25 protein-coding genes are annotated in these 23,809 nt (G+C 70.3%); 14 read left to right on the forward strand and 11 right to left on the reverse strand.

The genetic code is table 11. The features are described 5' to 3' along the window. The first annotated feature begins 17 nt into the window (after window positions 1–17). Window positions 18–1,691, forward strand: a complete 1,674-nt coding sequence (locus ACGFNU_RS25255) for an LCP family protein (RefSeq protein ID WP_392597320.1) — start codon at window positions 18–20, stop codon at window positions 1,689–1,691. Window positions 1,692–1,778: 87 nt separating this feature from the next. Here the strand turns inward: ACGFNU_RS25255 and ACGFNU_RS25260 are convergent, their stop codons facing one another. The 4 genes from ACGFNU_RS25260 to ACGFNU_RS25275 are packed head-to-tail and all read right to left on the reverse strand — an operon-like array spanning window position 1,779 to window position 3,751. Further along, complete coding sequence (locus ACGFNU_RS25260) at window positions 1,779–2,150, reverse strand: hypothetical protein (protein ID WP_392597322.1); 372 nt, start codon at window positions 2,148–2,150, stop codon at window positions 1,779–1,781. 14 nt (window positions 2,151–2,164) lie between these two features. After that, window positions 2,165–2,563, reverse strand: a complete 399-nt coding sequence (locus ACGFNU_RS25265; protein ID WP_392597324.1) for a roadblock/LC7 domain-containing protein — start codon at window positions 2,561–2,563, stop codon at window positions 2,165–2,167. Window positions 2,564–2,610: 47 nt separating this feature from the next. Further along, a complete protein-coding gene (locus tag ACGFNU_RS25270) occupies window positions 2,611–3,369 on the reverse strand; it encodes a hypothetical protein (protein ID WP_392597325.1) in 759 nt (252 codons plus the stop codon). 1 nt (window position 3,370) lies between these two features. Beyond that, on the reverse strand, window positions 3,371–3,751 hold the full coding sequence (locus ACGFNU_RS25275) for a hypothetical protein (RefSeq protein WP_392597327.1): 381 nt from the start codon (window positions 3,749–3,751) through the stop codon (window positions 3,371–3,373). Between the two features lie 343 nt (window positions 3,752–4,094). On the opposite strand from ACGFNU_RS25275, the gene ACGFNU_RS25280 reads away from it, so the two are divergent. From ACGFNU_RS25280 to ACGFNU_RS25315, 8 genes are all read left to right on the forward strand, one after another. After that, window positions 4,095–5,456: an aromatic acid exporter family protein gene (locus ACGFNU_RS25280; protein WP_392597329.1), complete on the forward strand. Its 1,362-nt coding sequence runs from the start codon at window positions 4,095–4,097 to the stop codon at window positions 5,454–5,456. A 126-nt stretch (window positions 5,457–5,582) separates the two neighbouring features. Continuing rightward, window positions 5,583–7,022, forward strand: a complete 1,440-nt coding sequence (locus tag ACGFNU_RS25285; RefSeq protein ID WP_392597331.1) for an MFS transporter — start codon at window positions 5,583–5,585, stop codon at window positions 7,020–7,022. A gap of 4 nt (window positions 7,023–7,026) precedes the next feature. Further along, entirely contained in the window at window positions 7,027–8,415 is a 1,389-nt protein-coding gene (guaD, locus tag ACGFNU_RS25290) for a guanine deaminase (RefSeq protein WP_392597332.1), read from the forward strand. 55 nt (window positions 8,416–8,470) lie between these two features. Next, window positions 8,471–9,067 carry a 2Fe-2S iron-sulfur cluster-binding protein gene (locus ACGFNU_RS25295; RefSeq protein WP_392597334.1) on the forward strand — a complete coding sequence of 199 codons (597 nt, stop codon included), beginning with the start codon at window positions 8,471–8,473 and terminating at the stop codon, window positions 9,065–9,067. Continuing rightward, window positions 9,064–10,035, forward strand: coding sequence for an FAD binding domain-containing protein (locus ACGFNU_RS25300; RefSeq protein ID WP_392597336.1), 972 nt, complete (start codon window positions 9,064–9,066; stop codon window positions 10,033–10,035). Before ACGFNU_RS25295 ends, ACGFNU_RS25300 begins: the two co-directional genes overlap by 4 nt. Then, on the forward strand, window positions 10,032–12,044 hold the full coding sequence (locus tag ACGFNU_RS25305; protein WP_392597338.1) for a xanthine dehydrogenase family protein molybdopterin-binding subunit: 2,013 nt from the start codon (window positions 10,032–10,034) through the stop codon (window positions 12,042–12,044). Before ACGFNU_RS25300 ends, ACGFNU_RS25305 begins: the two co-directional genes overlap by 4 nt. 146 nt (window positions 12,045–12,190) lie before the next feature. Then, the gene (locus ACGFNU_RS25310) at window positions 12,191–12,487 is read left to right on the forward strand and encodes a hypothetical protein (protein ID WP_392597340.1); all 297 of its coding nucleotides are present in this window, start codon (window positions 12,191–12,193) and stop codon (window positions 12,485–12,487) included. A 37-nt stretch (window positions 12,488–12,524) separates the two neighbouring features. Further along, window positions 12,525–14,003, forward strand: a complete 1,479-nt coding sequence (locus ACGFNU_RS25315) for a hypothetical protein (protein WP_392597341.1) — start codon at window positions 12,525–12,527, stop codon at window positions 14,001–14,003. Window positions 14,004–14,035: 32 nt separating this feature from the next. Here ACGFNU_RS25315 and ACGFNU_RS25320 read toward each other — a convergent pair whose 3' ends face one another. The 4 genes from ACGFNU_RS25320 to ACGFNU_RS25335 all read right to left on the reverse strand — a co-directional run bounded on the left by ACGFNU_RS25320 (window position 14,036) and on the right by ACGFNU_RS25335 (window position 16,880). Further along, a complete protein-coding gene (locus tag ACGFNU_RS25320) occupies window positions 14,036–14,869 on the reverse strand; it encodes a hypothetical protein (RefSeq protein ID WP_392597343.1) in 834 nt (277 codons plus the stop codon). A 21-nt stretch (window positions 14,870–14,890) separates the two neighbouring features. Next, a complete protein-coding gene (locus ACGFNU_RS25325) occupies window positions 14,891–15,169 on the reverse strand; it encodes a hypothetical protein (RefSeq protein WP_392597344.1) in 279 nt (92 codons plus the stop codon). Further along, the gene (locus ACGFNU_RS25330; RefSeq protein ID WP_392597346.1) at window positions 15,166–15,588 is read right to left on the reverse strand and encodes a hypothetical protein; all 423 of its coding nucleotides are present in this window, start codon (window positions 15,586–15,588) and stop codon (window positions 15,166–15,168) included. Before ACGFNU_RS25330 ends, ACGFNU_RS25325 begins: the two co-directional genes overlap by 4 nt. 122 nt (window positions 15,589–15,710) lie before the next feature. Continuing rightward, a complete protein-coding gene (locus tag ACGFNU_RS25335) occupies window positions 15,711–16,880 on the reverse strand; it encodes an acyl-CoA dehydrogenase (protein ID WP_392597348.1) in 1,170 nt (389 codons plus the stop codon). 65 nt (window positions 16,881–16,945) lie between these two features. On the opposite strand from ACGFNU_RS25335, the gene ACGFNU_RS25340 reads away from it, so the two are divergent. From ACGFNU_RS25340 to ACGFNU_RS25355, 4 genes are all read left to right on the forward strand, one after another. Further along, window positions 16,946–18,289, forward strand: a complete 1,344-nt coding sequence (locus ACGFNU_RS25340) for a UDP-glucose dehydrogenase family protein (RefSeq protein WP_392597350.1) — start codon at window positions 16,946–16,948, stop codon at window positions 18,287–18,289. An 84-nt stretch (window positions 18,290–18,373) separates the two neighbouring features. After that, window positions 18,374–19,024, forward strand: coding sequence for a DUF2975 domain-containing protein (locus ACGFNU_RS25345; protein WP_392597352.1), 651 nt, complete (start codon window positions 18,374–18,376; stop codon window positions 19,022–19,024). A 23-nt stretch (window positions 19,025–19,047) separates the two neighbouring features. Further along, window positions 19,048–19,275, forward strand: coding sequence for a helix-turn-helix domain-containing protein (locus ACGFNU_RS25350; protein WP_392597750.1), 228 nt, complete (start codon window positions 19,048–19,050; stop codon window positions 19,273–19,275). 25 nt (window positions 19,276–19,300) lie between these two features. Continuing rightward, window positions 19,301–19,723 carry a CoA-binding protein gene (locus ACGFNU_RS25355; protein ID WP_392597751.1) on the forward strand — a complete coding sequence of 141 codons (423 nt, stop codon included), beginning with the start codon at window positions 19,301–19,303 and terminating at the stop codon, window positions 19,721–19,723. 164 nt (window positions 19,724–19,887) lie between these two features. Here ACGFNU_RS25355 and purE read toward each other — a convergent pair whose 3' ends face one another. Together purE and ACGFNU_RS25365 are read right to left on the reverse strand one after the other, a co-directional pair. Beyond that, window positions 19,888–20,382 carry a 5-(carboxyamino)imidazole ribonucleotide mutase gene (gene purE / locus ACGFNU_RS25360; protein WP_392597354.1) on the reverse strand — a complete coding sequence of 165 codons (495 nt, stop codon included), beginning with the start codon at window positions 20,380–20,382 and terminating at the stop codon, window positions 19,888–19,890. After that, window positions 20,379–21,566 (reverse strand): 5-(carboxyamino)imidazole ribonucleotide synthase, encoded by a 1,188-nt coding sequence (locus ACGFNU_RS25365; RefSeq protein WP_392597752.1) that lies wholly within the window; start codon window positions 21,564–21,566, stop codon window positions 20,379–20,381. Before ACGFNU_RS25365 ends, purE begins: the two co-directional genes overlap by 4 nt. 276 nt (window positions 21,567–21,842) lie before the next feature. On the opposite strand from ACGFNU_RS25365, the gene ACGFNU_RS25370 reads away from it, so the two are divergent. Further along, the gene (locus ACGFNU_RS25370) at window positions 21,843–22,454 is read left to right on the forward strand and encodes a GtrA family protein (protein ID WP_392597356.1); all 612 of its coding nucleotides are present in this window, start codon (window positions 21,843–21,845) and stop codon (window positions 22,452–22,454) included. Window positions 22,455–22,487: 33 nt separating this feature from the next. Here ACGFNU_RS25370 and ACGFNU_RS25375 read toward each other — a convergent pair whose 3' ends face one another. After that, entirely contained in the window at window positions 22,488–23,765 is a 1,278-nt protein-coding gene (locus ACGFNU_RS25375; RefSeq protein ID WP_392597358.1) for an ATP-binding protein, read from the reverse strand. Between the last annotated feature and the right edge of the window lie 44 nt (window positions 23,766–23,809).

A 23,809-nucleotide genomic window follows, 5' to 3' on the forward strand; every position in this document is an offset into this window, starting at 1 on the left:
AGGGGGCGGCGGCCAGCATGGCTGACGGTCACGACGCCGGCAAGGACGCCGGCAAGGACGCCGATCCGTTCGAGCGGTACTTCCGGCCCCGCCCCGGCGACGGTCCGGCGGGCGGCGACGACGGGACGGACGACGACGGCATCGAGGGCGTCACCGTCGACGGTTCGCCCGCGCCCCGGGTCGCGGTGCGCGCCCCGCGCGGGCCGCGCCGGCCCGGGCCGAGCCTGAGCCCCCGCGCCGCCATGAGCGCCCGGCGGCAGCGCCGCTTCCTCATGCTGACGGGCACCATGTCGGCGTTCGTGCTGCTGACCTCGGGCGGCGCCTGGGGTTTCCAGAACTACGTCACCGGCGCCCTCGACAAGGTGAAGGTCGACGGGCTCGGCAAGGACAAGGACGCACCCAAGGGCGCCATGAACATCCTCGTGGCGGGCGTCGACCGCCGCGAGGGGCTCACCCGGGCGCAGCAGAAGGCCGCGCGCCTCGGCCACGAGCCGGGCGAACGCTCCGACACGATGCTGCTGGTCCACGTCTCGCGCGGCCATGACCGCGTCACCGTCATCAACCTTCCGCGCGACTCGTACGTCATGATCCCGTCGCACAAGTCGAACGGGTCGGAGGGGGCGAAGGGCAACCGGGTGCCGGCCCGCTACGGCAAGCTGACCTGGGCCTACCAGTTCGGCGGCCGCGACCTGATGGTCAACACGATCAAGCAGGCCACCAACGTCTCGATCGACCATCTCATCGAGGTCAACTTCTACGGCTTCGTGAGCATGGTCGACGCGCTCGGCGGCGTCGACGTCTGCACCGAGGAGCCCGTCAACGACCCCAAGAGCGGCCTCAAGCTCGCCGCGGGCAAGTCCCATCTGGGCGGGCTCGAGGCACTGAGCTTCGCCCGCGCGCGCTACTCGCTCACCGGCGGCAGCGACCTCGGCCGCATCGACCGGCAGCAGCAGTTCATGTCGGCGATGATGAAGCAGGCCCTCAGCAGCAAGACGCTGAGCGACCCGGTGAAGTCCACCAAGTTCCTCAACGCGGCGCTCAAGTCGCTCACGGTGGACGAGAAGCTCGCCAAGGACCTGCCCAAGCTGGCCGACCAGATGAAGGACCTGTCCACCGACAGCCTCACCTTCGCCAAGCTCCCGCTGTCCAACCCCGGCTACAACGCGATGTTGTGGAACGCCGCGTCCCCGCAGTCGACCGTGCTGTGGGACCAGAGCCGGGCCCGGGACCTGTTCGGCAAGATCAAGCGCGACCAGCCGCTCGTCGAGCCGCCGAAGCCCGCGCCGAGCGCCTCCCCGCAGGACAAGAACGCGCCGACGGTGCCGCCCGGCGACATCCAGGTGCTGGTCCGCAACGCCGTCGGCACGCCGGGGCTCGCGCGCCGCGCCGGCCGCGATCTGGAGGGCGCCGGCTTCGACGTGACGGTCGTGTCGGGCATCGCGCGGCGCGGCCTGGCGAGCACGGTGATCCAGTACGGGCCGGGCCGCAAGGACTCCGCCAGGACTTTGGCCGCGGCCATCCCGGGCGCCAAGATCAAGCAGCTCGACGGGCTCGGCTCCCGGATCCAGGTGCTCGTCGGCGAGAACTGGAAGGGCGCCGACAAGGTCAAGGTGAGGAAGCCCGCCTCGACCGGCGGCTCCGGCGGCCCCGCCCTGGAGACCGGCACCGCCACGTCCAAGCTGTGCAAGTGAGCTGTGCTCTGCCTGCGAAGGGGCCGGACATGCCTGTGCCGCCGGCCCGGGGAAGAGGGACGACGCCACAGACGCTCAGGGGAAGGGTCAGACCTCCAGGTTCTCCTCGATGCCCTTGAGGTTGTGCCGGGCCAGCGCGAGGTTGGCGCGGGCGCGGTCGAGGGCCAGGTAGAGGAAGAGGCCCTTGCCCTTGCGGCCCGTCACGGGCCTGATCACGTGGTACTGGCCGGACAGGCTGATCAGGATGTCCTCGATGTCTTCCTTGAGGTTGAGCTGCTCCATGGTCCGCATCTTCGCCCGGACGACCTCGGTGTTGCCCGCCGCGGCGACCTGGAGGTCGAGGGCCTTGGAACTGCCCAGATGCCCCAGCGCCATGCCGCTGTTGTAGTCGACGACGGCGGCCCCGATCGAACCGTCGATCGTCATCATGTCCTTGAGCGCGAGCTCCAGGTTGGACATGCCTGCTCCTTTCACTAGCGATGGAGGATCTCTGCGATCCTGCGTGCCACCGGCCGCGACTCCAGGTGGAGCCGGCCGACGTTGACACCGGGTCCGGCCAGCACGGTGAGGGAGGCCGTGGCCCCGGCGGAGTAGATGACCACGTAGCCGTCCACGCTCCTGATCACCACCTCGTGGAAGGCCCCGCCGAGCGTCGTCTGCGTGATGCGGTGCGACAGGGCCAGCGCGGAGGCGGTCAGCGCCGCCATGCCCGCCGGCTCGATCTCGGCCGGCAGGTCGCAGGCGATGATCAGCCCGTCGCAGGAGGCGACCAGGCAGCCGGTGATGCCCGCGGTGCGCCCGCGCAGGATCGGCAGGGCGGCCGCCACCTCCGGGTCGGCCGAGGAGTTCGCTGGAGCTTCCGAGACCGTCACCTTCGCCAACCTTTCGATCAGAGTGCCCAGCCGTCCGCGTTGCGCCGTCACGTCAGGTCCTCGAGTGCCGCCCGCAACCTGGTGAGCAGGGCGAGGTCAGGCGGCTCCCAGTCAGGCCCGCCCCTGCCGGGACCCGCGCGTTCGAGCACCGCACGGCCGGGCTCGGCATGGTGGGGCTCGGAATGGTCTGGCACCGCCGTGCCGAATCCGCGCCCGGCACGGCGGTGGCATGTCGCCGGTACCGCCTCGCCCTGGAGGAGCGAGGCGGCGGCGAGATCGTGGACCGCCAGCAGGCAGGCGAAGGCGGGACGGCCGAGGTGGTGCGCCAGGTCGACGGGCGTGCGCCGCCCGTCGGCGTTCAGCAGGATCTCCGCCTCCAGCCCGGTCAGGATCACCCGCTGGCGCCGGACCCGGTGGACGGGGATCACCGGGACCCGGTCGAGCGGCTCGTGCGGCCAGCGGCTCGTGAGCAGCTCCCGCCGCCGGTCGCACTCGTGGACCAGCGTCGCCACCGTGAGCCGGCAGGGCGCGGCGGAGTCGAGCCGTTCCCCGGGGACGAACTCGGGCTCGGCGGCGGAGGCGACCAGGAAGTACGCGGCGTCGAAGGCGGCGATCAGCGCCAGCATGTCGGGGCTCGGCGCGCGGGCCTCCCCGGCGAGCCGTTCGGCGCCCGGCGCGTGCGGGCTCTCGGCGAACGTGACGACGCCGTTCACGACCTCGAACGCCCCGTCGTCCCCCACCCGGAGGACTCCGGTGGTCCGTTCCCGCTCCAGCAGCCGCAACCGCCGTGGAATCGCGCGCGACATGTCACGGACCGGCCATTTCACCGACGAGGCACTGGACGCTGCGCCGCGCCAGAGCAAGATTGCCCTTGTCGCGGTCCAGCCACAAATGGACGCAGAGCAGGCCGTCGATTTCCTCGTCGACCAGGGCCAGCAGATGATATCCCCGCGTTCCGCAAATAATGATCTCTTCGATGTCGTCGCCGGTGCGGGTCGCGCTCAGCGCGGGGCTGCCGAGCACGGCGCGGACCACCTCGGTCGACCCGGCGGCGTCCTCGTGCTGGTCGACGAGATCCTCGCGGCCGGCCGCGGCGACCGCGAGCCCGCTCGCGCAGTCCACCAGCGTCACGCCCTGGGCCCCGGGAATGGTCATCATCCGGGCCAGGCAGCCGTCAATGCCGAGCACCCATTTCCTCCGGGAATGTGAGCTGCAGGAAGTACGGACGCTACACCGGGCCAGGCGAACTCGATAGCCACATGTTGGAAAACATCCGGCATTTAAGAATGGAGTGCATAAATACCCTTCGGTATTCTTGAATGAGGCGCTCGTGGAGCAGATCCTGGACCTTGCCAAAGGGATCTCTGCGTGTCCCGGCTCACACCGTCCGCGGCCCGGCCGAAGCGCTTTGCCGAAGGTTTGCTTGAGGCTGGAATTTGTGCCCGTGGGATCGCATTGGCACAGGTCTATGGCTTTGCGATCGTTCCAGACCCTCTTGCCCCGTTCCGTCCGCTCGTCCCGTACCGTCCGCATGCCCCGTACCGTCCGGCCGCCGCTGCGCGTGGCCACCGAGACCCGGTCCACCGCCTACCGCATCACCCGGCTCACGCTCACGGCCGTCGGCGCCTACCTGCTGGCGCTCTGGCTCCTCCCCGCGGGCAGCCCGGCGCCGCTGCTGGCGCCGCTGACCGCGCTGCTCGTCGTCCAGCACTCGGTCTACGAGACGATCAAGTCGGGCATCGCCCGGGTGGCGGCGGTGACCTCGGGCGTGGTGATCGCGCTGCTCTTCGCCGGGCTCGTCGGCTTCTCGTGGTGGAGTCTCGGGCTGAGCATCCTGGCGGCCCTGGTGATCGGCCAGGTGCTGCGCCTGGGCGACCACATGCTGGAGGTGCCGATCTCCGCGATGCTGATCTACGCGCTGGGCGCGGCGACCGGCGCGGGTGCGGCCGACCGGGTCGTGGAGACGCTGATCGGGGCCGCCATGGGCCTGGTGGCGACCGTCGCGGTCCCGTCGATCCGGGTGCGCCCCGCCGAGGAGGCCGTCGGGGACCTCAGCCGACGGCTGTGCGCGCTGGTCACGACCATGGCCGACGACCTGCGGCGGGAGCCTTCGGCGGCGGACGCCGAACGCTGGCTCAAGGACGCCCAGGTGCTGTTCCGGGACATCGGCCGCACCGACCAGGCCCTGGACGCCGCCGAGGAGAGCGTCCGGCTCAACCCGCGCGCCCGCCGCCTGATCGACGCGGGCGTGGCCCTGCGCAACGCCGTCGAGACGATGGAGCACTTCACGCTCTCGCTGCGCGGGCTCGCCCGTGCCCTGGTGGACAGCGCGAAGGTCGAGAGCGGCGACCAGCTCGTCCGGGACGCCGAGATCCGCGTCCAGCTGGCCGACACCCTGGGCGAGGTCGCCGCGAGCATCGCCGCGTACGGCCGGCTGGCCCGCTCCGACCTGCGGCGCGACGCCCAGCCCGTCGACGCCGAGCGCGAGCTCGAACGGCACGTCGCGTCCGCGCGCGGGCTCCGCGACCAGCTGTTCGCGCTGCTGCGCCGGCGGCCCGTGAGCGATCTGCAGTGGCCGCTGTACGGGGAGGTCGTCACGCAGCTCGACCGCCTCACCGACCAGCTGCGCGCCGAGCACCGCTCGCGCGCCCGCGAGCAGTGGCGGCGGCAGCGCGGCGCCGCGCGGCACCTGGCCCCGCGCCAGGCCGACGCCCTCCGCCAGGCGCGGGCCCGGCTGCGCCGCGCCGCCGGGATCGCCTCCCGGGTCACGCCCGTCAACGCCGGCGGCCGTGGCGAAATTCGCCGCGAGAACGGTCGCGAACACGGCCATCGGCAGGGAGCGGGACACGTCCGGCGGAAAGCCCTCTACCTGGACGGATACCGCCGCCGTTAGGCCGTCCGGCAGGGGTCAAAGGTCGTTAACCAGACAGCCCGCACCCGGTCAGAGGATGTTTGATCCGCGCTGAATCGACGAAATTACGACCGCCCGTATGTCGTCGAGCGAGCGTGGAGGTTCGGTGTGACCGACGTGATGACCGACCGCGTCCGGACCAGGATTCCGGCGAGGCTGGACCGGCTGCCCTGGGCACGCTGGCACCTCATGATCGTCATCGGGCTCGGGACCGTCTGGATCCTGGACGGGCTCGAGGTCACCATCGTCGGCAACCTGGCCCCGCAGCTGGCCAAGTCCGGCAGCGGTCTGGACATCACGGCGCAGCAGGTCTCCGGGCTCGGCGCCGCCCTGTACGTGGCCGGATCCTGTACCGGCGCGCTGTTCTTCGGGTGGCTCACCGACCGGTTCGGCCGCAAGAAGCTCTTCATGCTCACGCTGGCGGTCTACCTGATCGGCACGGCGCTCACCGCGCTGTCGTGGACGCCCTGGTGGTTCTTCCTGTGCCGGTTCATCACCGGGCTGGGCATCGGCGGCGAGTACGCCGCGATCAACTCGGCGGTGGACGAGCTGATCCCGAGCAAGCACCGCGGGCGCATCGACATCATCATCAACGGCAGCTACTGGCTCGGCGCCGCCGGTGGCGCGCTGCTCACGGTGCCGATCCTCACGATGCTCCCGGTCGGCGTGGGCTGGCGTGCCGCGTTCGGGCTGGGCGTCGTGCTCGGGCTGCTGATCCTCGTCGTCCGCCGGCACGTGCCGGAGAGCCCGCGCTGGATGATCATCCATGGCCGGACGGAGCAGGCCGAGAAGCTGGTCGACAGCGTGGAGCACGAGGTCGAGAAGGAGACCGGGAAGCCCCTGCCGGAGCCGGACCGCAGCATGGTCATCCAGCAGCGCACGAGCGTGGGCTTCGGCGAGATCGCGGCCACGCTCTGGCGGCACTACCCGCGGCGGGCGATCCTCGGCTTCGCGCTGTTCATCGGGCAGGCGTTCCTCTACAACGCGATCACGTTCGGCTACGCGGACATCTTGAAGGCGTTCTACGACATCGACACCACGTCCGGCTACTTCTACGCGGTGATCGCGTTCGGCAACTTCCTCGGGCCGCTGCTGCTGGCGCCGCTGTTCGACTCGGTCGGCCGCAAGCCCATGATCAGTGGTTGTTACATCGGGTCCGGCGTCCTGCTGCTCGGCACGGCCTGGCTGTTCAACGCCGGGGTGCTGACCGCGGTGACACTGACCGCCTGCTGGTGCGTGGTGCTGTTCTTCGCCTCGGCGGGCGCGAGCTCCGCGTACCTGACGGTCAGCGAGATCTTCCCGATGGAGACCCGCGCGCTCGCCATCGCGTTCTTCTACGCGATCGGCACCGCGGCCGGCGGCATCAGCGGCCCGCTGATCTTCTCCACGCTGGTCGGCAGCGGGGCGCCCGGCGACACCGCGCTCGCCTTCTGCATCGGCGCCGTGCTGATGATCGCGGCCGGGCTGGTCGAGGCGTTCCTCGGGATCAAGGCGGAACGCAAGAGCCTGGAGGAGATCGCCGAACCGCTCACGGCCCGGGCGGAGTGACGGCGTGCGGGCGTACCGCGGGACCGTCCTCCACTTCAGCGGAGACCCGGCCGCCGGCAGCGGGAACGTCCATCTGCTCGACGACGGCGCGCTGGTCGTCAACGACCAGGGGCTGGTCGACCAGGTGACGCCGTGGGCGGACCTGCCCGACGACCTCCGCGACGAGGCGGTCCACGACTACCGGGACGACCTGATCCTCCCGGGCTTCGTCGACGCGCACATCCACTCGGGCCAGATCGACGCGATCGCCAGCCCCGGCGGCGATCTGGAGGAGTGGCTGAAGAGCTACGTCTATCCGGCCGAACGCAGGTTCACCGACGAGGAGTACGCGCGCCAGGCGGCCGGGGATTTCCTGGACACGCTGCTGGCGGCCGGGACGACGACCGCGTGCGTGCACACGACGACGTTCGCGTCCTCCACCGACGCGTTCTTCGCCGAAGCACACGAACGCGACCTGCGGATGGTGGCGGGCAAGGTCCTCATGGATGCGGGCGGCAAGTCGGAAGGCGGCCCCGTCCCGGATGACTACCTGGACGCCGACGTACAGCAGGCAGAGGAAGCCTGCCGCGAGCTGATCGACGCCTGGCACGGCAAGGGTCGCGGCCTGTACGCGATTACGCCGCGCTTCGGGCCGACCTCGACCGTCGAGGCGCTGCAGATGGCCGGTCGGCTCTTCCAGGAGTACGCGGATCGCGGAGAGCCCATCTGGGCACAGGCTCATCTAGCGGAGACGCGGGACGAGGTCGACTCGGTGCTCGAACGGTTCGCCGAACTCAAGCCGCGCTCCTATCTGGACGTCTACGACAAGTGCGGGTTGGTCGGGCCACGAAGCGTCTGGGCGCACTGTCTCTGGCTGGACGACGCCTACCGGTCCGGTGTCGGCGGTGGACGGGACTTGCAGGTGCTGAGCGAACGTCAGGCCGGCGTCGCGTTCTGTCCCACGTCCAACCTCTTCCTTGGGAGCGGCCTGTTTCCGCTGGAACGGACACGTGAGGCGGGTGTCCGGGTCGGGCTCGGAACAGACGTGGGGGCCGGTACCAGCTTCTCGATGCTCGAAACCCTGAACGAGGCGTACAAGGTGATGGCCCTGCAAGGCGACGCCCTGTCTGCCCTCCGTGGTTTCTATCTGGCCACCCGAGGCGGCGCGGAGGCTCTGCGTCTGGAGGACCGGATCGGCGGGTTCCAGCCCGGCGGCGAGGCGGACTTCGTGGTGCTGGATTTCACCGCGACTCCCCTCCTCGAACGCCGGACGAACACGGCCGGCGATCTCGTCGAGCGGCTCTTCGCCCTGGCGATGCTGGGCGACGAACGCGCCGTGAAGGCGACCCACGTGCTGGGCCGCAAGGTTCCAGCAGCTCAAGGTCACGACCGTCCACCCAGGTCAAAGCCTTGATCACGAACATCGGAGCGAGTGACTCGGAGCCGTGATCCGGGGTAGGAGGCCTCCCATGGACAGCGCGAAGATCTCCGGCGGGCCGCCGCCGCGCGCCGAGATCACCTTGATCGTCAACGGCCGCGAGCACCGGCTCGCCGTCGACACGCGGGCGTCCCTGCTGGACGTGCTCCGCGAGCGGCTCGGGCTCACGGGATCCAAGAAGGGCTGCGACCACGGCCAGTGCGGCGCGTGCACGATCCTGGTCGGCGGGCGGCGCGCGAACGCCTGCCTCGCGCTCGCGGTCGCCCACGACGGCGCCGAGATCACGACCGTGGAGGGGCTCGCCGACGGCGACGAGCTGAGCCCGCTCCAGTCCGCGTTCATCGAGCGGGACGCCTTCCAGTGCGGCTACTGCACACCGGGCCAGCTGTGCTCGGCGACGGCGATGCTCGACGAGGCGGCGCGGGGCTGGCCGAGCGTGGTCACCCGGGACGTGGCCGCCGAGCCGGAACTGGACGAGACCGAGATCCGCGAACGGATGAGCGGCAACGTCTGCCGCTGCGGCGCGTACGTCAACATCGTCGCCGCCGTCCAGCAAGCCGCGGGGCAGGCGGCTGCAGGGCGCGGGATCGCTGGGCACACGGTCGCCGGGCGCGAGGCGGCGCGATGAGGCCCTTCGTTTACGAGCGCGCACGGAGCGCGGACGAGGCCCTCGCCCTCCACGACGGCGAGACGCACTACCTGGGCGGCGGCACCAACCTCGTCGACCTGATGCGGCTCGGCGTCGAGACCCCGGCCAAGCTCGTGGACGTCACGCGGTTGCCGTACGACCGGATCGAGGAGAGCGGCGGCGGCCTGCTCATCGGCGCCGCGGTCCGCAACAGCGATCTGGCCGCCGACCGGACCGTTCGCGAACGCTGTCCCGTGCTGGCGGAGGCGATCCTGGCCGGCGCGTCCGGCCAGATCCGCAACCAGGCGACCGTCGGCGGCAACCTGCTCCAGCGCACGCGCTGCTCCTACTTCCAGGACGTCGCCAAGCCCTGCAACAAGCGCGAGCCCGGGAGCGGCTGCCCGGCGCGCGAGGGCGAACACCACAATCTCGCGATCCTCGGCCACACGCCGGACTGTGTCGCCACCCACCCGTCCGACATGGCGGTGGCACTGGCGGCGCTGGACGCGTCCGTACGAGTGCAGGGTGAATCAGAGGTACGCAGCATTCGCCTGGACGACTTCTACCGGCTGCCCGGCGACGACCCGTCCCGCGACACCACGCTCGATCCCGGCGACCTCATCACCGGGGTCGAGGTGCCGCCGCTCGGCATGGCGTCGCGCTACCGCAAGGTCCGCGAACGCGCCTCGTTCGCGTTCGCGCTCGTCTCGATCGCCGCCGCGCTGGACGTCGTGGACGGAACGGTCCGCGACTGCCGGGTGGCGCTCGGCGGGGTCGCCCACCGGCCATGGCGGGCGCGGCGCGCCGAGGAGATGCTGCGCGGCGCCCCGGCCACCGAGGAGAGCTATCTGCGCGCCGCCCAGGCCGAAATGGATCTGGCGCAACCACTGCGCGACAACGGTTTCAAGGTGCCGCTCGCGACGAACCTGATCGTACGCACGCTGTCGGAGCTGGGGGATGGGTCATGAGGTCGCTGGAACGCGTGGAGGCCCGTGCCAAAGTGACCGGCACGGCCCATTACGCGGTCGAGCATCCGGTCGAGGGGGCCGCGTACGCGGTGGCCGTCCAGGCGACCGTCGGCCGCGGCGAGATCGAGTCCGTGGGCACCGACGAGGCGCGGGCGCTGCCCGGCGTCCTGGCCGTGCTGTCGTGCGAGAACGCGCCGAAGCTGACGCCGGTCGACGACGCCGAACTGGAGGTCTTCCAGTCCCGCCGGGTCGCCTACCACGGTCAGCTGGTCGCGGCCGTGGTCGCCGAAACGCTGGAGACGGCGCGCGCAGCCGCCGCGCAACTGAGGATCATGTACGACACCGACGACCACAACGTGCTCCTCAAGGACGAACACGCGGACAATCCAGACTTCTCCATCGATCACGAGCAGGGTGATCCGGAGACCGCGTTCGCCGAAGCGCCCGTCTCGCTCGACGTGACCTACACGACCCCCGCCGAGCACAACAACCCGATGGAGCCGCACGCCACGCTCGCCGCATGGGACGGCGACGAGCTGACCGTCCACGACTCCAACCAGGGCCCGACGAGCGTGCGGGACACCCTCGCCCAGGTCTTCGACCTCGCCCCGTCCCGGGTGCGCGTCATCTCGCCGCACGTGGGCGGCGGCTTCGGGTCCAAGGGCACGCCGCGCCCGACCGTCGTCCTGGCCGCGATGGCCGCCCGCGCGGTGGGACGGCCGGTCAAGCTGGCGTTCACCCGGCAGCAGATGTTCGCGATGACCGGCTACCGGACGCCGACGATCCAGCGGATGCGGCTCGGCGCGAACACCGACGGCACGCTCACCGCCATCGTGCACGAGGTGATCCAGCAGTCCTCCACGATCCGCGACTTCGACGAGGGGACGACCAAGGCCACGCCGATCATGTACGCGGCGCCGCACCGGCGGGCCGCGCACCGCATCGTCCGGCTCGACGTGCCCTCACCCTCGTGGATGCGCGCGCCCGGCCACTGCCCCGGCATGTGGGCCCTCGAATCGGCGATGGACGAGCTGGCCGTCATGACCGGGATCGACCCCATCGAGCTGCGCGTCCGCAACGAGCCGGAGACATCCCCCGAAGACGGATCGCCGTGGAGCTCCCGAAACCTCCTGGCATGCTTGCGCGAAGGCGCCGAACGCTTCGGCTGGGCCGACCGCGACCCCCTGCCCTGTGCCCGCCGCGAGGGCCGCACCCTCGTCGGCACCGGCGTCGCGTCCGCCACCTACCCGGTGAACCGCGAGCCCAACAAGGCCACGGCGCACGCCGAGCCGGACGGCCGCTTCACCGTCCGCATCGCCGCCGCCGACATCGGCACCGGCGCCCGCACCGCCCTCACCCTGATCGCCGCCGAGGCGCTCAAGACCGACCCGGACCGCGTCACGGTCGAGATAGGCGACAGCCACCTGCCCAAGGCGTCCCTCGCGGGCGGTTCGACGGGCACCATGAGCTGGGGCACCGCCGTCCACCGCGCCTGCGAGGCCCTCCTCGACGGCGCCGAGGCCACCGTCGACACCGAGGACGAACTCGCGGCCGAGGAGAAGTACGCCCGCCACGCGTTCGGCGCCCACTTCGTCGAGGTCCGCGTCGACATCGACACCGGCGAGATCCGCGTCCCCCGCATGCTCGGCGTCTTCGCCGCCGGCCGGATCATCAACCCCCTGACCGCCCGCTCGCAGTTCCTCGGCGGCATGACCATGGGGCTGGGCATGGCGCTCATGGAGGAGAGCACCATGGACCGCCGGTTCGGCGACTACCTCAACCACGACCTAGCCCAGTACCACGTCCCGGTCTGCGCCGACGTCGCCGACCTCCAGGCCGTCTGGCTGGACGAGGAGGACCCGCACCTCAACCCGATGGGCGCGAAGGGCATCGGCGAGATCGGCATCGTCGGCGCCGCCGCGGCCGTCGCCAACGCCGTCCACCACGCCACCGGCGTCCGCGTCCGCGACCTCCCCATCACCCCGCCCCGCCTCCTCCCCCTGCTCTGACACCGGGACACGCCACCGCCCTGTCCTGATCCGTGGGGTGCGTGGCGCACATGACCTTCGCGGAGACGCACGTCCACTATCGTGCCGACCAGAAACCGGGCCACAGCACGCCCTAAAGGATCGCTCCCTCCCGAAAGCGGTGACACGTGACTCCCAAGCACGCCGACCCCCAGCGGATCCAGGCGCACGCCAACGACCTCCAGGCCGACGTCATTCCGAAGATCAAAGCCGCCGGCGACAAACTCAACGGCGACGGGGTCTACAACCTGGAGGGCGGCGACTTCAGCATCGCCTGCGTCATGGCCGGCTCCGCGTACCCCATCGCCCTCCAGTTCGCCTTCGAGGACATCAAGATGCTGATGAGGACCGTTCAGGGCTTCTCGGAGAAGGTCGACCAGGCCGGTGTCACCTATCTGAAGTCCGAGCAGAACAGCACCATCTGACCCGGATCGACGACGACGAACGAAAGGACGAGAAGCAGTGGGCAACGGCACCGGAGACGGTCCGGGCGGTCAGGGTTCAGACACGGGCGGCGCCCAGGGGCCGGGACGGAGCGCGGGCGGCCAGAGCCCGGGATCGGCCGGCGGGCAGAGCCCGGGAGCGACCGGCGGGCAGAGTCCAGGCGCGGGAAGCGGACCGAGCCCGGCGTCGGAAGCGCATCTCCCCGCGTCGCAGCGCACCGAGACGGCCAACGCGGGCGGTTCCAAAGGCATCAAGCAAGGCGTCGGCGCGGGTGCGCTCGGGGGCCTCGGCGCGCTCATCGCCGGCGCGTCCGGCGGCTCGGTCGTGGGCACGCACGAGAGCCTGATGTCGATCGCCACGGCCATGGCCCAGGGCGCAGGGATCGACCTTCCGCCCGCGCTCATGGTCACCTTTCTCTACAAGCAGTCCACCGGCAAGACGACCAAGCTCGAAAAGGCCGCTCAGACCTGGGACGAAGCCGCCAAGCAGCTGACGGAAGCGGTCCAGCAGCTCAACCGGCTCGTGCGGGAAATCCCCGGCGAGGCCTGGACGATGGACGACCGACCGCTCTACGAGAGCGCCGTGCAGGACTTCAGCGCGCAGGTCGACGCTCTCTCCGCCTACCTCGACGCCGTCCAGATCTCGATCATGGTGGTGGCCTGGGCCCTGTTCACCTACTCGGTGTTCGCGATGGGCATGGCGGTCTATCTGGACGCCCTCGCGATCATCGCTGCCGCCGCCCTCCTCGCCTCGGCGACCGGAATCGGCGCGCTCGGCGGCGGCCCGGCCTACGCCCAGTGCCTGGCTCTCGCCGGCACCGGCCTCACCATCACCGCGGTGGCGACCGGCATCCTCGCCACCGCCGGCACGATCGCGGCGGCGACCATGGGCGCGGGGGCGCTGATGACGGCCAACTCCCAGGAGAACAACGGGGCCACGGGCGCCTTCGACGCGTTCCAGAAGGGCGTGGCCACAGGTGCCGCGGGAGCGGCGGCCAACCTCGCGCAGGCCGGCGTCAACTCCGGTCTCAACTTCCTGAACAGGTCTGGCAAGGGCATGTTCCCCGCAGCCGAACTCGACTTCGACGCCGACCGCGACATCGACAAGACCTGGAACGTCGGAGGCGGCGCCAAGCTCACCACTCCCGGGGGCATGGGCGAGTTCGAGGGCGGCTACCACGCCAAGATCAGGAACGGCGAGGTGCAGGGGCAGGAGGTCGAAGGCAAGATCAAGGGCACCACGCCCGGCGGGATGGCCAGCGGGAGCCTCGGCGGCAAGCTCGAGTGGGACGAGAACGAGAAGCTGAAGAACAAGTCGTTCAACGCCGGAGTGGAAAGCGGCCCGCTCGGCTCCAAGGCCGAGTACGAAGGTAACTGGGACGACCAGAACAAATACAGCGACAAGTACAACATCAACACGCCGGGCTTCAACAGGACGGACGGAAGCATCCAGAAGAAGGCCGACGACCAGCCCCCGCCCTGGGAACAGAACCTGTGAGCTGAGCCGGGGGCGGTGGTCGCCGCCCCCGGCTAAGCGCTGCCGAGCCGGTGCACCCCTCGCATTTCCTTCTTGTACCAGGCGATGAATTCCTCCTGATAGCGCATGTAGAAGGAATGTACGTCGCCATATCCCGGATAGGGCTCACCCGCCAGCGGCTCCGGCGGATCAAAGGAACCCTGGATCAGGGGCAGAAGAAGCCGCTCGCCGAGCCGCCCGGCGAGCAGAATGGCGGCCAGCAGCATCCTGTGGTGTCGCGGGACCTGCGGATTGACCTCCATGACGGGTCCGATGCCCTGCCGGTCCAATCTCGCCCAGATGCTCTGGTCACGTCCCACGACGAGCACGCCTCCGTCCCCCACGGCCCCCCGGCTCGCGGCCGCCTTGTCGAGAAGGCCGACGACGTCACAAAGAACCTCATGGTCGCGGTCCCGCAGATGCTCCCGCCCGCTGATATGCGTCATGCCATTGCCGTCGACCGGCCCTTCGAACGACCGGTCGAAGAATTTGTAGTGGTCATTGGTGAAATACCCCACCACCCCACCCGCCGGGTCGACCACCGCACATTCGGGCACACCCCCGTGCCCGACCACTCTTTCCGCCCGGTCAACATAAAAAAGCGTCGCCCCGTGCCCGTCCACCACTCGAAGGGTGACACGAGGAACGGCCTGAGTCTCGCCGGGCATATGGCCGGGCGTCGACCGGAAGAACCGTTTCATTCCCGCCGGCTGCCGTACCTCTCCCACCGCCACGGGCATCGCCGTGGCCAAGACCTCACCCGCCTGCGGATCGCGCAGCACATAGTGCAGATCACCGGCCGCCTGATCAGCCTGCAGCCGCGGAGCCTCGAACAGGTTCGCCACCATCATCGGGACGCTACACCGCCCTCACAAAGTGCCCGCGGCAGCACCGATCGCCCCCTTGTTGATGTGCTTCCTGTACCACTCCACGAACTCCTCCTGGTAGGTCATGTAGAAGGAGTGAACATCGGCATACCCCGGATAGGGCTCGGTCGGCGGCGCCAGCGGATCCGGCCGCCGGTACCCGGACGTGATGAACGACGTGAGAAGCCGCTCGTCCAGGCACCCGGCGACGACCGTCATGATCACCAACGCGCGAACGTCCCGCGGGGTGCCCGGCTGGACCTCCATGACCCGATCGGTCATCCTGCCCCAAACCGTCCCGTCGGCCCCCGCGACCTGAAGTCCCCCGGCCTCCCATCCGAGATCGCCCACGACCTCATGGTCGGGATCACGCAGATGTTCCCGCTGCGCATGGGCTCGAAGATCTTGTAGTGGTCATGGGCCTTGTAGCCGATGACGCGGCCGGAAGGGTCGATGGCGGCGCACTGCGGCGTGCCTCCGTGCCCGACCACTCGTTCCGACCGGTCAACGAAAAAGAGCGTCTCGCCGTGGAGGTCCATCACCTCGACGGTGACGCGGGGAATGCGTTCGGACTCCCCGGGAAGGCTGCGCCCGGCCGACAAAGAAGATCGTCTGCCCGTCCGCGGGTCGGTCAACTGGTAATGCAGATCCGTCGGCAACTCGTCGATCCCGAGCTGGGCGACCTCGAACTGGTTCGGCACATCAATCCCAACATGCGGCGACACGGCCCCTCCGGAGGGTACATCGCCCGTCCCAGGCCGTGACCGTATGCGAGCCCCCGTCCGGACTTCGGACGGGGGGCTCGGCCGCGCGCATCACGGGCCTACTTCAGGAGTTGGCGGGCCATGACCATTCGCTGGATCTGGTTGGTGCCCTCGTAGATCTGCGTGATCTTGGCGTCGCGCATCATGCGTTCTACGGGGAACTCGCGGGTGTAGCCGTAGCCGCCCAGGAGCTGGACGGCGTCGGTGGTGACGTCCATGGCCACGTCGGAGGCCAGGCACTTGCAGGCGGACGAGACGAAGGTCAGGTCGGGGATCTTCGCGCCGTGCATGGCGCGCTCGGACTTGATGGCCGCGTGGTAGGTGAGCTGGCGGGCGCCTTCGAGGCGCATGGCCATGTCGGCGAGCATGAACTGCACGCCCTGGAAGTCGCCGATCGCCTTGCCGAACTGCTTGCGCTCCTTGACGTAGCCGACGGCGTAGTCGAGGGCGCCCTGGGCGATGCCGAGGGCCTGGGCGGCGATGGTGATGCGGGTGTGGTCGAGGGTGGCCAGCGCGGTCTTGAAGCCGGTGCCCTCGGCACCGATGATCCGGTCCAAGGGGATGCGGACGTTCTCCAGGATGACCTGGCGGGTCGGGGAGCCCTTGATCCCCAGCTTCTTCTCCTTGGGGCCGAACGAGACGCCGGCGTCGGACTTCTCGACGACGAAGGCGGAGATGCCGCGGGCCCCGGCGGCGGGGTCGGTGACGGCCATCACCGTGTAGTACTCCGACTCACCGGCGTTGGTGATCCACATCTTGGCGCCGTTGAGGACCCAGTGGTCGCCGTCGCGGACGGCCCTGGTCTTCATGCCCGCGGCGTCGGAGCCCGCCTCGGCCTCCGAGAGGGCGTAGGAGAACATGGCTTCGCCCTTGGCCACCGGAGTCAGATACTTTTTCTTCAGCTCGTCCGAGCCCGACAACAGGACCGGCACCGTGCCAAGCTTGTTGACGGCTGGGATCAGCGAGGAGGACGCGCACGCGCGGGCGACCTCCTCGATCACGATCACCGTTGCCAGGGCGTCGGCACCGGCTCCCCCGAACGCCTCCGGGACGTGCACCGCGTGCAGCTCGTTCTGCACCAGCGCGTCCAGGGCCTCCTGGGGGAAGCGGGACTCCTCGTCGACCTCCGCGGCATGCGGGGCGATCTTGGCATCGGCGAGCTCGCGGACCGTCTGGCGGAGGAGTTCGTGCTCCTCAGACGGGGCGTACGCAGGAAAGTCGGCACTCATAACACGCATGCTACCGGCCGGTACACTTCGCCGGCCTGAGCAGGTAGAAGTCGAGAGGAGACACCGTGGCCCACCGCCTCACGGTGATCGGAACCGGGTATCTGGGTGCCACCCACGCGGCCTGCATGGCCGACCTGGGCTTCGAGGTCATCGGTCTCGACATCGACAGACGCAAGATCGAGTGTCTCGCCGCCGGCGATCTCCCGTTCTACGAGCCCGGGCTGGAGCCCGTGCTGAGGCGGAACCTGGAGAACGGGCGGCTGCGCTTCACCACGTCGTACGACGAGATCGCCGAGTTCGGCGACGTGCACTTCGTGTGCGTGGGGACGCCCCAGAAGGTCGGCGAGTACGCGGCCGACCTCACGTATGTGGACGAGGCGATCGACCAGCTGGCGCCCCGGCTCCGGCGGCCGTGCCTCATCGTCGGCAAGTCCACCGTGCCGGTGGGCACCGCGGCGCGGCTGGCGGAGCGCATCGCCCGGCAGGCCCCGGCGGCGGGCGACGCGGTGCTGGCGTGGAACCCGGAGTTCCTGCGCGAGGGCTTCGCCGTCCAGGACACCCTGCACCCGGACCGGATCGTCATCGGCGTGCCCGGCGACCAGGGCGCCGCCGACCACGCCGAGAAGGTGCTGCGCGAGGTCTACACGCCGATGCTGGCCGAGGGCACGCCCTTCATCGTGGCCGACTACCCGACGTCCGAACTGGTCAAGGTCTCCGCCAACGCCTTCCTCGCCACCAAGATCTCCTTCATCAACGCGATGGCCGAGGTCTGCGAGGCGGCGCACGCCGATGTGACGAAGCTCTCCCAGGCGCTGTCCTACGACGACCGCATCGGCGGCAAGTTCCTGGGGCCGGGCCTGGGCTTCGGCGGCGGCTGCCTGCCCAAGGACATCCGCGCGTTCATGGCGCGCGCCGGCGAGCTCGGCGCCGACCAGGCCCTGACGTTCCTGCGCGAGGTGGACGAGATCAACATCCGCCGCCGGATCCGCATGGTCGACCTCGCCCGGCACCAGCTCGGCGGCTCGTTCATCGGCCGCACGGTCGGCGTCCTCGGCGCGGCGTTCAAGCCCAACTCCGACGACATCCGCGACTCGCCCGCGCTCGACGTGGCCGCGTCCATCCGCGGCCAGGGCGCGACGGTCACCGTGTACGACCCGCAGGCGATGGACAACGCCCGGCGCGCCCAGCCCGACCTGATCTTCGGCGACTCCGCCCTGGAGGCGGCCAAGGGCGCCCACGTGGTGCTCCTCCTGACCGAGTGGGCCGAGTTCCGTGACATGGACCCGATCGAGCTCGGCGCCGTCGTGGCGGAGAAGAACATCGTGGACGGCCGCAACGCCCTCGACCCCGAACGCTGGCGCGCCGCGGGCTGGAGCTACCGCGCCCTGGGACGTCCCCAGGTCCCCTAGCCCCCGGCCGCACCCGGCCATTGACATATCGATAGTCGTTGTTATCGAATAACGATACCAACGAATCTCGATATGGAGGTCGTCATGCGCCTGAAGACCGGCCGCAAGCAGCTCAGTCCCTTCGAACCGTTCGCCACGATCATCAGCGCCGTCTTCGGCCTGACGGTCGGCTTCCTGGTGCTCGCCGCCGTGATGGCCCCGTTCAGCGACAACGTGTCCTTCGCCGGCTCCGGGGACGGCAAGGCCTGCGTCGAGGATCGGCTGGGAAATACGTACGGTGTGTTCGAGGCGGCCCAGCTCAAGCCGGGCGTCAAGGTGGCTGGCGACAGCGCGGTCGAGATCTGCATGGAGGACGCGGACATCGGGCTCCTGACCCTGGACGTCCTGACCGGCCTGCCGGCGTTCGTCCTCTATCTGGGCGCGATGGCGCTGCTGTGGCGGCTCGTGCGCGGCGCCGCGGCCCTCGGCCCGTTCCACCGCACCAACGCCCGGCGGCTGCGGTTCACCGGCTGGTGGCTGCTGGCGGGCGGCGTCCTGGCCCACACGTGCGAGTACGTGGCCGAGACGTGGCTGGTCCACGAGATGTACCGGCCCGGCAAGGCACCGGACCTCCGCCTTGAGATCACCGCGCTCCTCCCCTGGAGCCTGCTGCTCACCGGCATCGGCCTGCTGACCGTGGCGCGGATCCTGGAGGTCGGCGTCCGGATGCACGAAGATCTCGAAGGCACGGTGTAGGAGTGAGCGGGGAACGCGAGACCATGGACGAGCACGCCGTCGAGGTGCATCTCGACACGATGCTGGAGCTGCGCGGGATGACGCTCGCCGAGCTGTCCGCGCAGGTGGGGGTCACCGTGGTGAACCTCTCGATCCTCAAGAACGGGCGGGCCAAGGCGATCCGCTTCACGACGCTGACGCGGATCTGCGAGGTCCTCGGCTGCCAGCCGGGCGATCTGCTGACGGTCCGCTCGGTCCCCCCGGAATCCTGATGACCAAGGAGCTGTTGTCGTGGACATGGCTGACGCGTACGCGGACCTGACGGTGATCCGGCGGCTCCTGAACGAGACGAAGACGTGGGCGTTCGTGGGGCTGGGCGACAACCCCGACCGCGAGGTCCACAACCAGGCACGGCTCCTCCAGCAGCGCGGCAAGAGGATCATCCCGGTCCATCCGGACGGACGCACCGTCCTGGACGAGCAGGGATACGCCTCGCTGGCCGACATCCCCGTCTCCGAGGGGCCCATCGACGTCGTCGGCGTCTACCGGCGAACCGAGTTCGCCGGTGCCGTCGTGGACGAGGCGATCGCCGCCGGGGCCAAGGCCGTCTGGCTGCCCCTGGACGTGATCGACGAAGCCGCCGCCAAACGGGCCCGGGAGGCGGGCCTGGACGTGGTCATGGACCGCTGCCCAGCCGTCGAATGGGCGCTGCGTAGATAGCTCTTACGGCCTCGGCCCCTCGCCTGGCGGCTCGGGACCGAACCGCAAAAGCGGCGAGCGCGACATCGCTTCGCGATCTCTCGTGAAGCTTCGCCTTCGGCTCGTTCCACGACCCGCTAGCGCGCTCGCGGTGCAGCTTGAGACGGGTGCTGAGAGGCGGCGTCTCAGAGGTTGTCGCGGAGGCGGGCGCCCTTGGCCTTCGCCTGGTCGTACAGGTCTCGCTGGAAGTCCCGCATCTTGGCCTGGAGGGCCTCGTCGGACGCGGCCAGGATCCGTACGGCCAGCAGGCCCGCGTTGCGCGCGGCGCCCACCGCGACGGTCGCGACCGGGACGCCGGCGGGCATCTGGACGATCGACAGCAGCGAGTCCATGCCGTCGAGGTACTTCAGCGGCACGGGCACGCCGATGACGGGCAGCGGGGTCACCGAGGCCAGCATGCCGGGCAGGTGGGCGGCCCCGCCCGCCCCGGCGATGATCGCGCGGAGGCCCCGATCGGCCGCGGCCTCGCCGTACTGGATCATGTCGTGCGGCATCCGGTGCGCGGAGACGACGTCGGCCTCGTACGCCACGCCGAACTCCGCCAGCGCCTCGGCGGCGGCCTTCATGACCGGCCAGTCCGAGTCGCTGCCCATCACTACCCCGACCAGCGGCGTCGTCATGCGTCTCCCTTGGTTTCCGGTCCCCGCGGGCCCCAGCGGAGGTAGTCGGCGGCGTGGCGGGCGCGTTGGCGGACCTCGGCGAGATCGTCGCCCAGCGCGGTGACGTGGCCGATCTTGCGGCCCGGGCGCGACTCCTTGCCGTAGAGGTTCACCTTCACGCCCGGATCGTGCGCCATCACGTGGATGTAGCGGGAGTAGACGTCGGGGTCGTCGCCACCGAGCACGTTGGCCATCACCACGTAGGGCGCCGTGGGCCTCGTCTCGCCGAGCGGGAGGTCCAGGACGGCCCGCAGGTGCTGCTCGAACTGCGAGGTGCGCGAGCCTTCGATCGTCCAGTGGCCGGAGTTGTGCGGGCGCATGGCCAGTTCGTTCACCAGCAGGCCCCGGTCGCCCTCGAACAGCTCGACCGCCAGCAGGCCGGTCACGCCGAGGCTCTCGGCGATCTCCAGGGCGAGCCGCTGGGCCTCCGCGGCGGTCTCCTCGTCCAGGCCGGGCGCGGGCGCGATCACCTCGACGCAGATGCCGTTCTCCTGGACGGTCTCGACGATCGGGTACGCGGCGCCCTGGCCGTGCGGCGAGCGGGCCACCAGGGCGGCGAGCTCGCGGCGGAACGGGACGTGCTCCTCGACCATCAGGCTCAGGCCGCGCGCGAGCAGGTCGCGCACCAGGCCCTCGTCCGGCCCGTCGAGCACCCAGACGCCCTTGCCGTCGTAGCCGCCGCGGGTGGCCTTCACCACCACCGGCCACCCGGTCTCCCGGCCGAACGCCTCGATGATCGCCAACGGGTCGTCCCCACCGACGGCGGCGTAGCGCGGGCAGGGCGCGCCCAGCGCGCTCAGCCGCTCGCGCATGACCAGCTTGTCCTGGGCGTGCAGCAGCGCGGCGGCCCCGGGCCTGCACGGGATCCCGGCGGCCTCGAGGGCCTCGATGTGGCTCCCGGGCACGTGTTCGTGGTCGAACGTGACGACGTCGCAGCCCTTGGCGAACGCCCTCAGATCATCCAGGGAACGGTCGTCGCCGATCCGCGTGTCGGCGATGACCTTCGCGGCCGACTCGTCCGGCGCGCCCGCGAGCACCCGCAGGGTGACGCCGAGCCCGATCGCGGCCTGCTGGGTCATCCGGGCGAGCTGCCCGCCCCCCGCCATCCCCACCACAGGCCATGTCTTCTGGGGGACGCCCCCCAGACCCCCGCGATCTCCCCAGGATTCCTCGCTTCGCTGCGGATCCTGGGGCCCCTGAGCTGGATCTCTCACGAGGAGAAGGTTATCGGCCGCCCGCGAGTGAACGAACGGGGTGCCTCGCGCGTCGGACAGGGTGTGGCCGTCTTAACGATGGGCAGGGAATCGCCCAGGTAGTGTGAAACGTTCATGTTCTGGCGCCACGGGGGCACCATACGTCTATTCTCGTTGTGCCTCCGCCGCCATCGTGCACCAGTCGCAAGCCCGGAAGGACTCCCCTTCGTGAGCCTCGTCGCCAACCTTTATCGCCGTTTCGCGCACCTTGTGCACGAACTCATGAAGTTCGGCAGCGTCGGCGCCATCGCGTTCGCCATCACGATCGGGCTCAGCAACGCCCTGCACTCCGACTCCGGCCTCGGCATGGGCCCGCTGTCGTCCAACGCGATCGCGACTGTGATCGCCACCACGTTCGCCTACCTGGCCAACCGGTTCTGGACGTTCCGGCACCGCGACCGCACCGGCCTGGGCCGCGAGTACGTGCTGTTCTTCGCGCTGAACGGCGTCGGGCTGGTGATCACCCAGCTGTTCATCGGGTTCACCCACTACGTGCTCGACCTGACCGGCGCGATCGCCTACAACGCCGCGCTGATCGTCGGTACCGGCGTGGCCACGCTGTTCCGCTTCTGGTCGTACAAGAAGTGGGTGTTCCTCCCCGTCACCGCGCCGCACGTCGACCCCGCGTCCGGCCTGCCCGAGGCGGACCACGACACCCCGGCGCCCGAATCCACGGCGCCCGCCCCCCAGCCGGTCAACGGGCACTCGCTGCAGCCGCTCGGCCGCCCGATCGACGCCCGCCAGGCCGAGGACCTCGCCGAGTTCACGCAGAGCCACTGACGCCCCGGTCAGGGAGCCGCTGAGGCCCCCGGGTCAGGTCGGGCCCACCACCACGCGCTGTTCGGCCAGTTGCGCCTCGGCGGTCTGGCGCAGGAAGACGCCGAAGGCCGCGGGCCGCGGCGAGATCAGCTCCAGCCGGCCGCCGTCCACCACCGCGAGCGACCGGGCCAGGTAGAGCCCGAGACCCGTGCCCGATCCGCCGGTGACGCTGCGCTCGAAGATCCGGGGCTCCAGATCGGGCGGGATGCCCGGCCCCTCGTCGCCGACCTCCACCAGCACCGAGCCGACGCCGGGCCTGGTGTTGATCGTGACGGTGCCCCCGCCGTGGACCAGCGAGTTGTCCAGGAGGGTGGCGATGATCTGGGACAGCCCCTCGGGATTGGTCATGCCGATCAGGCCCCGGTCGCCGAGCACCCGGATGTCGCGGCCGTCCCGGCGGAAGATCGGCCGCCACTCCTCGACCTGCTGGGCGATGACGTCGTCGATGGGCAGCGCCACGGCGCCGCCGGTGCGGTCGTGCCGGGCGCGGGCCAGCAACTGCTCGACGACGGCGACGAGGCGTTCGGTCTGGGCGACGGCCGCGGCGCCCTCCTCGCGGACCACGTCCGGGTACTCGGCCGCCTCGATCATCTCCTCCAGCCGCATCGACAGCGCGGTCAGCGGCGTGCGCAGCTGGTGGCTGGCGTCGGAGGCGAACTCGCGGCTGGCGGCCAGCAGATCGGCGATCCGGACGGCGCTGCGGTCCAGGACCTCGGCCACCCGGTCGACCTCGGGGATCCCGTACCGCCGCCGCCGCGGCCGGGCGTTGCCCGAGCCGAGCCGGTCGGCCGTCTCGGCGAGATCGATGAGCGGCAGGGTCAGCTTGCGGGCCTGGAACATGGCCAGGCCGACGGTCACGGCCATGCCGAGCGCGGCGAGGCCGCCGATGAGCAGCAGCTGCCGGAGCGCCTCGTCCTGCACCTCCACCGCCGGTCGCGAGACCTGGACGTGCACGCCCGACTGGGTGCGCGAGTCGGTCAGCAGGGAGGCGCCGTCCGGCGGCTTGGTCCCGGCGGTTATGACCTTGTTGTCCGGCAGGGTGATGACGATGTAGCGGCCGTGGTACTCCTGCGAGATCTTCTGGCTGGTGATGTCCTGCCGGGACTCGAGGCTGAAGAGCACGCCGCCGAGGATCGACGAGGCCTCGCGCTCCAGCGACTGCTGGGCCTCCTCGTAGATGAGCTTGCGCGTCGCGTACGCGAGGGGGATGCCGAGCAGCAGGATCGCGACGACCGCCACCGCGAGCGTCGAGAAGAGCAGTCGACGCCTCATCAGGGCTCCTTAAGGGGTACGGCCAGTGAGGTCATGACCGTGCA

The sequence above is a fragment of the Spirillospora sp. NPDC048911 genome (assembly GCF_043198015.1).
GTDB lineage: Bacteria > Actinomycetota > Actinomycetes > Streptosporangiales > Streptosporangiaceae > Spirillospora.